This window comes from Streptomyces sp. NBC_01217 (genome assembly GCF_035994185.1).
Classification (GTDB): domain Bacteria; phylum Actinomycetota; class Actinomycetes; order Streptomycetales; family Streptomycetaceae; genus Streptomyces.
In genome coordinates this window covers 778,028-792,684 of the sequence record NZ_CP108538.1, presented here as the reverse complement: position 1 = coordinate 792,684, position 14,657 = coordinate 778,028, and the positions used below count along the sequence as shown (strand labels likewise).

The 14,657-nt window shown below is 71.9% G+C and carries 6 protein-coding genes; 5 read left to right on the top strand and 1 reads right to left on the bottom strand.

Annotation, left to right across the window (positions count from 1 at the left end):
- Positions 1–298: 298 nt before the first annotated feature.
- From rhaI to OG507_RS03210, 3 genes are all read left to right on the top strand, one after another.
- Complete coding sequence (rhaI, locus tag OG507_RS03220; protein ID WP_327365584.1) at positions 299–1,459, top strand: L-rhamnose isomerase; 1,161 nt, start codon at positions 299–301, stop codon at positions 1,457–1,459.
- A gap of 151 nt (positions 1,460–1,610) precedes the next feature.
- On the top strand, positions 1,611–3,650 hold the full coding sequence (locus tag OG507_RS03215; protein ID WP_327365583.1) for a bifunctional aldolase/short-chain dehydrogenase: 2,040 nt from the start codon (positions 1,611–1,613) through the stop codon (positions 3,648–3,650).
- On the top strand, positions 3,647–5,113 hold the full coding sequence (locus tag OG507_RS03210; protein WP_327365582.1) for a rhamnulokinase: 1,467 nt from the start codon (positions 3,647–3,649) through the stop codon (positions 5,111–5,113). Before OG507_RS03215 ends, OG507_RS03210 begins: the two co-directional genes overlap by 4 nt.
- 273 nt (positions 5,114–5,386) lie before the next feature.
- On the opposite strand, the gene OG507_RS03205 is transcribed toward OG507_RS03210, so the two are convergent.
- Positions 5,387–8,434 carry a glycosyl hydrolase gene (locus tag OG507_RS03205; protein WP_327365581.1) on the bottom strand — a complete coding sequence of 1,016 codons (3,048 nt, stop codon included), beginning with the start codon at positions 8,432–8,434 and terminating at the stop codon, positions 5,387–5,389.
- A 196-nt stretch (positions 8,435–8,630) separates the two neighbouring features.
- On the opposite strand from OG507_RS03205, the gene OG507_RS03200 reads away from it, so the two are divergent.
- Positions 8,631–11,231, top strand: coding sequence for a beta-L-arabinofuranosidase domain-containing protein (locus OG507_RS03200; RefSeq protein ID WP_327365580.1), 2,601 nt, complete (start codon positions 8,631–8,633; stop codon positions 11,229–11,231).
- A 34-nt stretch (positions 11,232–11,265) separates the two neighbouring features.
- A complete protein-coding gene (locus tag OG507_RS03195) occupies positions 11,266–14,649 on the top strand; it encodes a glycosylhydrolase-like jelly roll fold domain-containing protein (protein WP_327365579.1) in 3,384 nt (1,127 codons plus the stop codon).
- The last annotated feature ends 8 nt before the right edge of the window (positions 14,650–14,657 follow it).

The following is a 14,657-nucleotide window of genomic DNA, read 5'->3' as shown; positions in this document are numbered from 1 at the left end:
GGGGCTCCTCAACGACGCGAGAGGACTACCCACGACGTCGTGAAAGGTTTCAACTAGGTTGCCGGGACGTTAGGCATGTCGGTGGGGTCGCGTCAATGGTTCAGGGTGGAAAACTTCCCTGCGGCCTCTCCCCGCCGAGTGCCGTACCTACGCGCTCATCGATGAGTCGCCCCAGGGGGGGTTGACAGCGTTGCCCGCCCCTCCTAGCTTCCTTTCTGAATCGTTTCATCTGCGTTTCAGGCAGCCGTTCAATCCGGCCGGTGTCCGCACCGGCCGCCCGATGCCGTAGGAGCCCCCCGTGACCGAGCTCGCCGCCGTGAAGGCAGCCCTCAAGACCCAGGCCGTCGAGACACCGTCGTGGGCGTACGGGAACTCGGGTACGCGGTTCAAGGTGTTCACCCAGCCAGGAGTCCCGCGCACACCGCGGGAGAAGCTGGACGACGCCGCGAAAGTGCACGAGTTCACCGGTGCGGCGCCGAGCGTGGCGTTGCACATTCCCTGGGACGCGGTCGAGGACTACGCGGCCCTGGCCACGTACGCCGAGGAGCGCGGCCTGAAGCTGGGCGCGATCAACTCCAATACCTTCCAGGACGACGACTACCGGCTCGGCAGCATCTGCCACCCGGACGCGAAGGTGCGCCGCAAGGCCCTGGACCACCTGCTCGAATGCGTCGACATCATGGACGCGACCGGCTCCAAGGACCTCAAGCTGTGGTTCGCGGACGGTACGAACTACCCCGGCCAGGACGACATCCACGAGCGCCAGGACCGCCTGGCCGAGGCTCTGCAGGCCGTCTACGAGCGCCTGGGCGAAGACCAGCGGATGCTCCTGGAGTACAAGTTCTTCGAGCCCGCCTTCTACGCCACGGACGTCCCGGACTGGGGAACCGCCTACGCGCACTGCCTCAAGCTCGGCGCAAAGGCCCAGGTCGTGGTCGACACCGGCCACCACGCGCCCGGCACCAACATCGAGTTCATCGTCGCGACCCTGCTGCGCGAGGGCAAGCTCGGCGGCTTCGACTTCAACTCCCGGTTCTACGCCGACGACGACCTGATGGTCGGTGCCGCCGATCCCTTCCAGCTGTTCCGCATCATGTACGAGGTGGTACGCGGCGGCGGCCTCACCTCGGACGTCGCCTTCATGCTCGACCAGTGCCACAACATCGAGGCCAAGATCCCGGCGATCATCCGCTCGGTGATGAACGTCCAGGAGGCCACGGCCAAGGCGCTCCTGGTGGACCGCGCCGCACTGTCCGCCGCGCAGCGTTCCGGTGACGTGCTGGCGGCGAACGCCGTGATCATGGACGCCTACAACACCGACGTGCGGCCGCTGCTCGCCGAGGTGCGCGGGGAGACGGGACTCCACGCCGATCCGGTCGCCGCGTACCACCGGTCCGGGTGGGCGGCCAGGATCGCGGAGGAGCGGGTGGGCGGCCGACAGGCCGGCTGGGGTGCGTGAGCGCCGAGTCCCGTCCGCCCGGACCGGCGGACGGAGCTCCGCCGGTCGAGCCGGGCCCGTCGCGTCCACGCGGCGGAGCCGCACCCTTGCACAGCTCCGCGCCCCTGGAGGGCGCTCGTCGTACCCACTCTTGATGAAGGACTGAGAACACATGGCACCCCATCCCGAAGCCGCCGCTCTGCTGGCCCGTTCGCACCGGCTGGGCGCCGACCCCCGCAACACCAACTACGCGGGAGGCAACACGTCCGCGAAGGGCACCGGCACCGACCCCGTCACCGGCGGCGACGTCGAGCTGATGTGGGTCAAGGGCTCCGGCGGCGACCTCGGCACGCTCACGGAGCAGGGCCTGGCCGCGCTGCGCCTGGACCGTCTGCACGCCCTCAAGGACGTCTACCCCGGTGTGGACCGGGAGGACGAGATGGTCGCCGCGTTCGACTACTGCCTGCACGGCAAGGGCGGCGCGGCGCCGTCCATCGACACCGCGATGCACGGACTGGTCGACGCCCCGCACGTCGACCACCTGCACCCCGACTCCGGCATCGCACTGGCCTGCGCCGCCGACGGGGAGAAGCTGACCGCCGAGTGCTTCGGCGACAGCGTCGTGTGGGTGCCGTGGCGCCGCCCCGGCTTCCAGCTCGGTCTCGACATCGCCGCCGTCAAGCAGGCCAACCCGCAGGCGATCGGCTGCATCCTCGGCGGCCACGGCATCACCGCCTGGGGCGCGACCGGTGAGGAGTGCGAGCGCAACTCCCTCCACATCATCCGCACCGCCGAGGCGTTCCTCGCCGAACACGGCAGGCCCGCCCCCTTCGGCCCGGTCATCGAGGGCTACGAGCCGCTGCCCGAGGCGGAGCGCCGCGAGCGTGCCGCCGCCCTCGCCCCCCATGTCCGCGCCATCGCCTCGCAGGACAAGCCGCAGGTCGGGCACTTCAACGACGCCGAGCCCGTACTGGACTTCGTCGCACGCGCCGAACACCCGCGCCTGGCAGCCCTCGGCACCTCCTGCCCCGACCACTTCCTGCGGACGAAGGTCAGGCCCCTGGTTCTCGACCTGCCGCCCACCGCGCCGCTCGACGAGGCCGTCAGCCGCCTCAAGGAGCTGCACGCGGCCTACCGCGACGAGTACGCGGCCTACTACGACCGCCACGCCGACGCGGACTCCCCGGCCATGCGGGGCGCCGACCCGGCGATCGTCCTCGTCCCCGGCGTGGGCATGTTCAGCTTCGGCAAGGACAAGCAGACCGCCCGTGTCGCAGGCGAGTTCTACGTCAACGCGATCAACGTGATGCGCGGCGCCGAAGCAGTCTCGACCTATGCGCCCATCGAGGAGTCGGAGAAGTTCCGCATCGAGTACTGGGCCCTGGAGGAGGCCAAGCTCCAGCGGATGCCGAAGCCCAAGCCGCTCGCCACCCGTATCGCGCTCGTCACCGGCGCGGGCAGCGGCATCGGCAAGGCCATCGCGCACCGTCTGGCCGCCGAGGGCGCCTGCGTGGTGGTCGCCGACCTCGACGCCGGCAACGCCGCTGCGGTCGCCGACGAAATCGGCGGCGCCGACAAGGCCGTGGCCGTCACCGTCGACGTGACGTCCGAGGAGCAGATCACCGAGGCCTTCCGGGCCGCGCTGCTCGCCTTCGGCGGCGTCGACCTGGTGGTCAACAACGCGGGAATCTCCATCTCCAAGCCCCTGCTGGAGACCACGGCCCGGGACTGGGACCTCCAGCACGACATCATGGCCCGCGGTTCCTTCCTGGTCTCCCGCGAGGCCGCCCGCGCCATGCAGGCCCAGGGCCTGGGCGGCGACATCGTCTACATCGCCTCCAAGAACGCCGTGTTCGCCGGCCCGAACAACATCGCCTACTCCGCGACCAAGGCCGACCAGGCCCACCAGGTGCGGCTCCTCGCCGCCGAGCTGGGCGAGCACGGCATCCGCGTCAACGGCGTCAACCCGGACGGCGTGGTACGCGGCTCGGGCATCTTCGCGGGCGGCTGGGGCGCCCAGCGCGCGGCCGTGTACGGCGTGCAGGAGGAGAAGCTCGGCGAGTTCTACGCCCAGCGCACGTTCCTCAAGCGCGAGGTGCTGCCCGAGCACGTGGCCAACGCCGTCTTCGCCCTCACCGGCGGCGACCTCACCCACACCACCGGACTGCACATCCCCGTCGATGCGGGCGTGGCGGCGGCGTTCCTGCGATGAACGAGCACCACAAGGCCTACGCCGCGGTCGACCTCGGCGCGTCCAGCGGACGCGTCATGGTCGGCCGCGTGGGGCCCGACACCCTGGACCTCACCGAGGCGCACCGCTTCCCCAACCGGCCGGTGCGCCTGCCCGAGGGCCTGCGCTGGAACATCGCCGGCCTCTACGCGGGCGTCCTGGACGGCCTGCGTGCGGCTGGGGCGGCGACCGACGGGCACCTCGCCTCGATCGGCATCGACAGCTGGGCCGTGGACTACGGCCTGCTCGACGCGGACGGCGCGCTCCTGGGCAACCCCGCGCACTACCGCGACGCCCGCACCGACGGCATCGCCGACAAGGTGTGGGCGACCCTCCCGGCCGACCGGCTCTACGCGGCGACGGGCATCCAGTACGCCCCCTTCAACACGCTCTACCAGCTCGTCGCCGCCCAGGGCTCGGCCCAGCTGGCGGCGGCGCGGCAGCTGCTGCTGATCCCCGACCTCATCGCGTACTGGCTCACCGGCGAACGCGGCACGGAGGTGACCAACGCATCGACGACTCAGCTGCTGGACCCGCGTACCGGCGACTGGGCGCGCGGCGTCGCCGAGCCCCTGGGCATCGACACCACCCTGTTCGCACCACTGCGCCGGCCAGGCACCCCGGCCGGCCGTCTGCTGGCCCCGGTACAGGAGCAGACAGGGCTGAACAGCCCCGTACCGGTGACAGCGGTGGCCTCCCACGACACCGCATCCGCGGTCGCCGCCGTACCCGCCGCGGCCGGTGAACGCTTCGCCTACATCTGCACCGGGACCTGGTCCCTGGCCGGACTCGAACTCGACGCACCCGTGCTGACCGAAGAGAGCCGCCGGGCCAACTTCACCAACGAACTCGGCATCGACGGCACGGTCCGTCACCTCCGCAACATCATGGGACTGTGGCTGCTCCAGGAGTGCATGCGCGCCTGGAACGAACACGACGTCGAACCCCTGCTGCACGGCGCGGCACAGGTGCCGACCCTGCGGTCGGTCGTCGACGCCTCGGACCCCGGCTTCCTGGCACCCGGCCGCATGCCCGAGCGCATTGCCGAGGCGTGCCGTGCGACGGGCCAGCCGGTCCCGACGACCAGGGCCGAGACCACCCGCTGCATCCTCGACTCGCTCGCCCTGGCACACCGTCGCGCCATCGAGGACGCACAACGGCTCGCCGGCCACCCGGTCGACGTCGTGCACATCGTCGGCGGCGGAGCCCGCAACACCCTGCTGTGCCGGCTCACCGCCGACGCCTGCGGCCTCCCGGTGGTGGCGGGACCGGCGGAGGCCGCGGCCCTGGGCAACGTCCTCGTCCAGGCCCGTGCCGACGGCCTGGCCGGCGACCGCTGGGCGATGCGCGACCTGCTCGTGCGCACCCAGCCACTGGTGCGCCACGAGCCGTCCGGAGACCGTTCCGCCTGGGACGCGGCTGCCCAGCGCATCGCGGGGAACTGACCACGCCGGGTGGGTGCGGGCTCGCTCCCTCACCCACCCGGCGGCCCACCGGCCACGAGGGTGAGCCGGCGATGCGCGTTGCGCTGCGCGTGGGCTGCGCCCATGACACGCTCCGTCAGGACACCGGCCCCGCAGCGGATGCGCTGCGGGGCCGGTCCACACCTGTTTCCCGGAGCCACATACGTACGCCCGAGGGGCCCGCGCGGTAGGTCGCGCGGGCCCCTCGGGCATGCGGCGCACCGAGCGGCCTCAGGCGTTCGGTGCGCCCTACCGTCAGCGCTCCAGTGCCGCCCTCCCGTACGGAACCAGCCGTACCGGGCCCACCAGGCCGTAGTTCTGCCGCTTGGCTCCGCCGAATACGGGGGCGTTGGCCACCCGCAGGCGGTTGAGCAGCGTGGTGGCGACCTCGACCTCGATGGTGTTGGAGCCGCGCCGCAGGTGCGGGGCGAGGTCGATCTTCGGAGTCAACTGGTCGGCAGGCGGGAGGCGATGGCCGTTGACCGTGACGCGGAAGGTGTCGAAGACCTCGCCGAGTTCGAGATGGGCGCCGTAACCGCCGGTCCAGGGAGCGTCGAGGTGCACGGTCGTGCGGTAGCGGCCGACCCCGGAGGAGTCCAGCAGCTCGGGGATCTCCGGCCAGGCCCGCAGGCCGTCCAGCACCAGCTCGCGGCGCTCCTTCACCGTCTGCGACGGTCGCGTGCCCGGCTGCCAGTCCTCGACCGTGAGTTCCCAGTGGGTGAGCGGCATCGGCTCGGGCAGCCCGCCGAGGGTGGTGGTGACCGTGCGGGTGGTCCCGCGGTCCTGGAGCGTCGTACGGAAGGTGCCCGCACGCGTGTCGCGGATCTCCAGACGGCCGCCCGCGCCCCGGCGCACCGCCTCGGCCTCGCTGTCCGTCGCGTACCGGTGGGAGACGCCGAGCCCTGCGCCGACCCCCGCGCCATCCCATGCGCCGGGCCGGACCAGGGCGATGACCGTGGTCGCGCCCGGCTCCAGGGAGACACGCAGCCGGATCCGGCCGTCGTCGGTGCGCGAGTACAGGGGCAGCGGCTCGATCGAGCCGGTCCAGGCGTCGAGGCGGTAGGGCACGGCGTCCGGCCGGGGCGCGGCCAGGGTGACGTCGTGGCTGATGGGCGTACCGTTCGAACCCTTCTTCGACACCGCGTCGTTGGCGAAGAAGTAGTAGTCGGCGTCCCCGTCCGCCCGGTGCGCGTGCACCAGCATCGAGGACTGCGCGTACTCCACATCGCGCCGGATGCCGAGCGCGGCGATGGCCTGCGGCACATCGGGGCGGTCCGCGACGACGCGCACCTTCGGCAGTGCCGTCAGCTCGGCGAGCAGGGCGCGCAGCCGGTTGTTGTCCCCGGGCCCGGGCAGGCCGGGTACCCGGGCGTCGGACCAGTTCCCGATGACGATCACCGGGAGTCCCGCCCTGGCATAACCGATGAGCTTCTGTGCGACGTCGATCTGGAGGGTGTGTTCCTTGCCCCGCAGCACATCGCCCTCGAAGACCAGCGCCTTGAAGCCGGGCCCGTCCGGAGCCAGCCGTCCCCCGCGCACCTTCGCGGCGGGCAGCTCCAGCAGCCGGGGGCTGAGGAAGAGGTGGGTCCAGCCGACCGGAACCCCTTCCGCGGTGAACCACGGGGCGCCGAGGCCGGTACCTGCGGGCCCCTGCTGGCGCAGGATGCCTATGTCGGCCCGGTTGACGCCGGTCTGCAGGATCTGCTGCGTACGGCTCAGATAGCCCGCGATGGCGGGGACATGGCCCCAGGTGGGCTGGCGCGGACCCCACGCGTCGCCGTATCCCGAGCCGCCGTGGTACGGCGAGAACGCGGCGAAGCCGGGCCAGGCCGCGCCGGGCGCCTCGGCGTAGCCGAAGCCGTGGAAGACGGCCTGGTTGACCCCCGCCGCGTACTGGATGACGAGCTTCTTCAGCGTCGCGTCCCAGGCGGTGGCGTAGGCGCCGCCCGCCGTCGCGCCCGCCTCGTCGGACAGGATGAGCTTGCCGCCCATGTCCCGTCCGCCGGCCAGGCAGCGGAAGTCGTCGGGGTTCTTGAACCCGAGCGACTCGCCCTCGGTGATGTCGAGGAGCGCGGACGCGTACATCGAGTCCGTCCCGGGGCCGTACGGCTGGACCCGCAGCCGGAGTCCGAGACCGTGCGCCCATTCCTGGAGCGGGGTGAGGTGGTTCTCGACGTACAGGTCGGTGAACACCTCCAGGACGTCGAGGCGGACCGCCTTGTCGACGTCCGGGCCGAAACCGAAGACGGGGTCCTCGTCCCGCTCGACGACCGTCGCCAGATACGGCAGCACCGAGTAGCCCGTTCGCTTCTCGAACTCGGCGGGGAACTCCGGCGTCCACAGCGTCTCGTCGGTCTCCAGTTCGAGGGAGTCCTCGAACAGGGCGCCGCCCGTCTCGCGCAGCAGCTTGCGCACCTGCGGGGTCAGGATGTGCCGCTCCCAGAAGCCGGTGACCGCGCGGGTGCCCGAGGCGGCGAAGTGATCGACGACATAAGCGGCCGGGGCGGTGTGGTCGGGCCCCTCGGGGCGCTGGCCGGAGCCGCGTTCCCAGTACGCGATGACGAGCCAGGTGCCGCCGTCCTCGGGTGCCGCCCAGGTGAGGCCGCCGTCCTCGACGGATGCCGTGATGTCGGTGACGGTGCCCCGGTCCAGCAGGACGGGCTGTGCGGTGGGGGAGGAGCCTTCGGCGACGCGGACCGCCTGGACGAGGAGCAGCTCCCGCGCGGTGACGCCGGTGGCCGGCTCGGTGCCGGGCTCGGGGACGGGCCCGGTGTAGGTCTGCCCAGCGGTCACCGTGACGCGGCCGTGGGCGAGTTCCTTGATGGCGCCCGGGCTGTCGGGCGTGATCGACGGGACGGCGGCGGGCCACGCGGGCCCGATGGTCAGGTCGACGGTGACGTCACGCTTGGCGGCCCGGCGCAGCGCGGCCTCCACCGCGCGGACCCAGGCGGGCGTGCCCCAGCCGTTGAGGGCCGGGTCGACCGGCTCGCTCAGGCTGTGCGTGACGGCGGCGATCTCGACACCGCCGAAGCCCGCGGCCGCGATCTGGTCGATCTCGCGCTCGATCTCGCCGGTGTCCACCAGGGCATCGGGCCACCACCAGCGGAACTTGGGGCGGACCGCGGGGCTCGGCTCGGCGAAGCGGCGGGGAAGGGCCGCTCCCGGGCCCGCTGCGGGCCGTCCTGTTGCCGCGGCCGCCTCGGCAGCCGTGCCCCAGGGCAGAGCCATGACCGCGCCCGCCGCGGCCCCCATCTTCAGCAGTGCTCTTCGCCGCAGGCCCATGGCCGTCTTCTCGCCGTGCACTCGGTGCTCCCTCGGTTTGAACGATTCAAGAAAACTGGCGGAAACATACGGGCGTGGCCGGGCCAAGGCAAGGGGTACGTCGATTTTCCCTTACTGCAGGCGTCTTGACGAGACGCCATGGTGGCCCCAGAGTGGCCGTCAGCTCTGCGAAACGTTTCAATCACGTTGCCCGTAGGTTCGAAGGAGCTGCACCTCGATGCCCGGACATCCGCTGACCCGTCGTCATTTCATGGTGGGGACAGGCGCGGCCACCGCCGCCTTGACCATGGGATCCGGCGGCACCGCGAACGCCGTCACCACCGGCGACACCGCCACACCGCACAACGTCCCCACGACCGCCGCGAACGAGCCCCGCCGACCGGTACTGAAAAGCTTCCCGCTGCGGTCGGTCACGCTCCTCGACAGCCCCTTTCGCGCCAATATGCGCCGCACCTGCGCCTATCTGCTGGACGTCGACGCCGACCGGCTGCTGCACACCTTCCGCCTCAACGTCGGCCTGCCCTCCACCGCCGATCCGTGCGGCGGCTGGGAGGCACCGACCGTGCAGCTCAGGGGTCACACCACCGGACATCTGCTGTCCGGCCTCGCCCTCGCCCACGCCAACACGGGCGACGAGGCGTACGCGGCGAAGGCCCGCCGGATCGTCGCCGTGCTCGCCGAGTGCCAGGCGGCGTCCCCGGCCGCGGGCTTCTCGCCCGGATACCTCTCGGCCTTCCCCGAGCAGGTCTTCGACCAGCTGGAGTCGGGAGGCAGGCCCTGGGCGCCGTACTACACCATCCACAAGATCATGGCCGGACTGCTGGACTGCCACGAACTGACCGGCGACGCACAGGCGCTGGACGTGCTCCGCGCCATGGCCGCCTGGGCGGACCGGCGCACCGCCGCTCTGCCGTACGACACGATGCAGTCGGTGCTGAAGGTCGAGTTCGGCGGCATGAACGACGTGCTCGCCCGTCTGCACCTGGCCACCGGCGACCCCACCGCGCTGCGCGCCGCGCGCCGCTTCGATCACGAGGAGCTGTACGGACCCCTTTCCGAGGGCCGGGACGAACTCGCCGGCCGGCACGCGAACACCGAGATCGCGAAAATCGTGGGCACGGTCCACACGTACGAGGCCACCGGGGACGAGCGCTATCTGCGCATCGCCTCCCACTTCTGGCACACCGTGGTCCGAGACCACTCCTACGCCATCGGCGGCAACTCCAACCAGGAACTCTTCGGCCCGCCCGGCGAGATCGTCAGCCGGCTCTCCGAGGACACCTGCGAGAACTGCAACAGCTACAACATGCTCAAGCTCGGCCGGCAGCTGTTCCTGCACGACCCGGGCACGGCCGCATACATGGACCACTACGAGTGGACCCTGCTCAACCAGATGCTCGCCGAACAGGACCCCGACTCCGCGCACGGCTACGTCACGTACTACACCGGCCTGTGGGCGGGCTCGCAGCGGCAGCCGAAGGGCGGGCTCGGCGCCGCGCCCGGCAGTTACAGCAGTGACTACGACAACTTCTCCTGCGACCACGGCACGGCGCTGGAGACACAGACGAAATTCGCGGACACCATCTACGCCCACCGCGAAGACACGCTGTACGTCAACCTCTTCATCCCGTCCCAGGTCACCTGGACGCAGCGTGGGGTGACGCTCCGCCAGGACACCCGCTACCCCGACGCGGAGCGCGTCCGCCTCACCGTCGTACACGGCGGCGGCCGCTTCGTACTGAAGGTGCGCATTCCCGGCTGGCTCGGCGAGGGCGGTCACGGCCGCCGGGCCGTCGTGACCGTCGCAGGCCAGGAGGCGCGGGCCGAAGCACGCCCCGGCAGCTACCTCACCCTGGACCGGCACTGGCGCACCGGCGACACCGTCGACATCACCCTGCCCATGGACCTGACCTGGCGGCCCGCCCCGGACAACCCGCACGTCAAGGCCCTGTCATACGGGCCGGTCGTCCTCGCAGGGGCCCACGGCACCGCACAGTCGGCCACGATCCCGGCCATCGAGCCCGCCTCCGTACGGAAAAGCGCCTCGGTCCGAGGGGAGTTCACCGCCCGCGCCGAGGGAGTCCAGGTGTCGCTGCTGCCCTTCCACCGTGTGCACCACCAGCACTACAACGTCTACTTCGCCGCACCGCCGCGGCCCCGCACCGCCCGCGAGGTCGCCCGCTACCTCCTCGACGAGGGCAGCGGGACAGACACGGCCGACAGCACGGGCACCTTCCCGGCCGCCTCCCTGGCCAAAGGCGCGCACTGGGCCACCGGACGAGGCGCGGTCGACCTCGACGGCGTGGACGGCCACATAGTCCTGCCCCCGGGCCTGATCACCGGACTGTCCGAACTGACGGTCAGTGCCTGGGTCCGGGTGGACACCCTCGCCAACTCCGCCCGGGTCTTCGACCTCGGCTACCACAAGAGCACCTATTTCTACCTCACCCCGCGCACCGGCTCCGGCCGCGCCCGCGCCGCCCTGAAGATCGCCGGCATGGAGGGCGAGGACGTCATCGACGGCTCCGCCGCGCTGCCCCAGGGCATCTGGACCCATGTCGCCGTCACACTCACCGGCGGCGCCGAAGGGCGCACCGGCGGAGGCACCGGCGTGCTCTACGTCGACGGGGCCGAGGCCGGACGCAACAGCGCGCTGGTGTCGAGCCCCCTGCTGCTCGGCGCGACCACCCGCAACTACCTGGGGCGTTCGCAGAACGTCACACACCCGTACCTGCACGGAGCCGTGGACGACTTCCGGCTCGTCAACCGTGTGCTGTCCGCCGCCGATGTCGCCGCGCTGGCGCGCGCAGGCGCCTGAAGCCACCCTTCCCCCGTCAGGAGCGATCTCTCCCATGCCTGAATTCGACCTGTCCAGACGCCACTTCGTCGCCGTCGCCGCGATGACGGCGGCCGCCCTCGGCAGCGGAGCCACCCTCGGCACCGCCGTCGCCGCACCGGGCGCCGCGGGCTTCAGCCCCGCCGCCTTCGCCGACCCCCGCCGCGACAGCCGCCCCACCGTCTACTGGTACTGGAACGGCCCCGTCACCCACGACCTGATCGACACCCAGCTCGCGGAACTGCGCGACAAGGGGATGTACGAGGTCGTCATCTTCCCGTACGACAACGCCGAGATGCAGCCCGCGTTCTTCACCGAGGGCTGGTTCGACGTCGTGGAACATGTGCTCCAGGAAGCCGAGCGCACCGGCATGCGGGTGTGGGTGTTCAACGACAACCACTTCCCGAGCGGACGGGCCGCGAACCTCGTCGCACTGGGCGGCACGGTCGGCTCCCGCACCTACGCCCCGCGCCCCGAACTGCGGCTGAAGGGCCTGTGGCGGTCCACCACCGTCGTCGAAGGGCCTGCCGGGGTCGAGCTGCTGGACACCACCGGCGTCGCCGTCCTCGACGGCCGACTCGTCGCCGACGCGGCTGTCCTCGCCGGCTCCACCGTGCTGCGCGGCTCCGACGACTGGACGGACTACGTCGTGAAGGGCAACGCCAAGGTCGAGACCGGGACCGGCGCACTCCTCGTGCGTGCCTCCGCAACCGGCGCCGACGGGTACGCGGTGGAGTTCGACCAGACCGGCGTCGTCACCATCTCCCGTCTGACGGACGGCACGGTGCAGGAGCTCGCGAAGAGCACCCGCACCGACGGGTTCAACCGCACCAAGTTCCACACCCTCGCAGTCACCGTACGCGGCACCACACTGTCGGCCACCCTCGACGGCAAGGACAAGGGCACCGTCACCGACGGAGCCCACCCGCGCGGCGGCGTCGGAGTGCGCGCCACCGGCGACCGGCGCGCGCTGTGGGAGGACCTCGGCGTCACCGCCGAGGACGGCGAGTCCCTCTACGCGTCGGCCTTCGACGACCCCGCCTCGGCGGGGGACTTCCACTCCCGGCCCATACCCGGGGGCGCCGCCCTGCCCATCGCCGCGGCCGCCCGCCCCGCGGAAGCCACCGACGCCTCCGCGCTGGTGGAGCTGACCGCGGACCTGGAGTCCGGCGGCACCTGGCAGGTGCCCGAGGGGCGCTGGCTGATCGACCTCTTCGGCGGCAACGTCCTTGCCGACGACTCCTCCGGATACACCCGCGCCTATCTCGACCTGCTCGACGACGAGCCCGTCGAGCTGATGCTCGACATGGTCCCCGGCGAGTACCACCGCCGCTTCGGCCGCTACTTCGGCACCGTCATACCCGGCTTCTGGGACGACGAGCCGTTCATCGCCTCCGCCGGACCGCACCCCTTCAAGCGCTTCCCCTGGTCGCCCACGCTCGCCGCCGCGCTGGGCGAGGTCGGAGCCGAGCCCGGCAAGGCGTACGCGAGCCTGCACGACGACCTCGGCGAGACGGGCCGCATCCTGCGCGGCCGTTACTGGCAGGCCGTGTCCAACCGCTTCGCCAAGTACTTCGAGAAGCAGGCCCACTGGTACGGCGACCGGCGCGTCCGGCTCATCACCAACCCGCTCTACGACGAGACGGCCCCCTCGAAGCGCATCGCCTCCACCGGCGACCTGCACAAGGTCAACCAGTGGGCGCAGGTGCCCGGCGGCGACTGCATCACCGCCGAGTACGTGGCCGGCGAACCCACCATGGACCCGCGCAACCCCGCCTCGGTGGCCCACCAGACCGGCCGCGAACGGGCGCTGATGGAGGCGTTCGGCAACATGGGCTGGCAGGTGGCCCCCGACTTCATGCGCGCGCTGCTCGGCGCGTACGCGACACGCGGCATCAACCTCACCGTGCTCCACGCACTGTGGACCGACGAGACCAAGGTCTTCTTCCCGCCGCCCTTCGGCCCCCGCGCCCCCTGGTGGTGGGCGATGGGCCCCGTCTCCGCCTGGATCGGCCGTGTGATGGAACTGGCCCGCGGCACCTCCGCCGCCCGCACCGGCCTCATCCAGCCGCAGCGCGCCGCCGAGCAGCTGACCGGCACCGACCGGCAGGGCGAGGTGGACGATGCCTTCGCCACAGCGGCCTTCGCGCTGGAGAGCGCACAGGTCGACTTCGACCTCGTCCACGAGGGCGCGCTCGCCGGTGACCCGGAACTGCTGTGCCCGGGAACGGTCAAGAACGGCCGGCTCGCCGTCGGCCGGGCCCGCTACGACCTCGTGGTGCTCCCCGAGACGCCGATCCTGGAGGCCGAAACCGTCCGCGCGCTGGCCCGCTTCGCCCGCGCCGGAGGCACCGTCGTGGCCGTCGGCGACCTGCCGCAGCTGGAGGCGAACGGCCGGGACGCCACGCTGCGCCGCGCCCTGGACGACCTCTTCGCCGGCGCGCCCGGAACACGCCGGACCGGCGACGGCCACGCCGTGCGGGTGAGCGCGGCCGACGGACTCGGTGCCACCGCCCGGCAGGCGGGCGTCTGCGCCGCGGTCCTCGAACCCGCCGCGCCCGCCGTACGCGTGCTGCGCAGCACACGCGCCGAGGACATCGCCTTCCTCTTCAACAACGAGAGCGCCACCCCCGTCGACACCTGGGCCACCCTCCCGGCCCGCGGCACACCGCAGCTCTGGGAACCCGCCACCGGCACCGTCAGGACCGCACCGGTGCACCGTGCACCCGAACGGCCCGGCGACGGGGTGCGGGTGCCGCTGCGGCTCGGCCCCTACGAGACCCTGGGCATCGTCTTCTGCCGCTCGGCCGCGCCGGTCCCGCACCTCACCGACGCCGGTACGCTTCCGGTCGCCTCCGTCACCTCCCGCCGCGACGCACTGCGTGTGACGGCCCTCGCGGAGGCACCCGGCAACTGGCCCCTGACCGGCACCGACGGACACCGCACATGGCGCGGCACCGCCCGCGTGAGCGACCCCCTCACCGCGGTTCCCCTCGACGGCGACTGGACCCTGACACTCGCCCAGGACGGCGCGGAGCCCGTCGTGCGCCCCCTGGGCAGCTGGAGCGACATCGCCCCGCTCTTCTCCGGCAGCGCCACCTACACCAAGGACATCACCCTCGACCGGGCCGTCCTCGACGGGCGGCGGCTGTACCTGGACCTCGGCACGGTCCGCGAGGTCGCCCAGGTGACGGTCAACGGCAACGTCCTGCCGCCCGCCCTGTGGAGCCCGTACGTCGTGGACGTCACCGACGCGCTGCGTCCGGGGACCAACCACATCGCCGTGCGGGTGTCCAACACCCTCTCCAACGAGCGCAAGAAGCCGCTGCCCTCCGGCCTGCTGGGCCCCGTGGCCCTGCGTCCCCGGCTTCCCCTCACGGTCGATCTGCACCGCGCCTGACACCCTGT

Bases quoted from the DNA above. Each gene is read 5' to 3' on its own strand.
- OG507_RS03195 (WP_327365579.1), top strand. From the start codon at position 11,266: ATGCCTGAATTCGACCTGTCCAGACGCCACTTCGTCGCCGTCGCCGCG.
- OG507_RS03200 (WP_327365580.1), top strand. From the start codon at position 8,631: ATGCCCGGACATCCGCTGACCCGTCGTCATTTCATGGTGGGGACAGGC.
- OG507_RS03215 (WP_327365583.1), top strand. From the start codon at position 1,611: ATGGCACCCCATCCCGAAGCCGCCGCTCTGCTGGCCCGTTCGCACCGG.
- OG507_RS03210 (WP_327365582.1), top strand. From the start codon at position 3,647: ATGAACGAGCACCACAAGGCCTACGCCGCGGTCGACCTCGGCGCGTCC.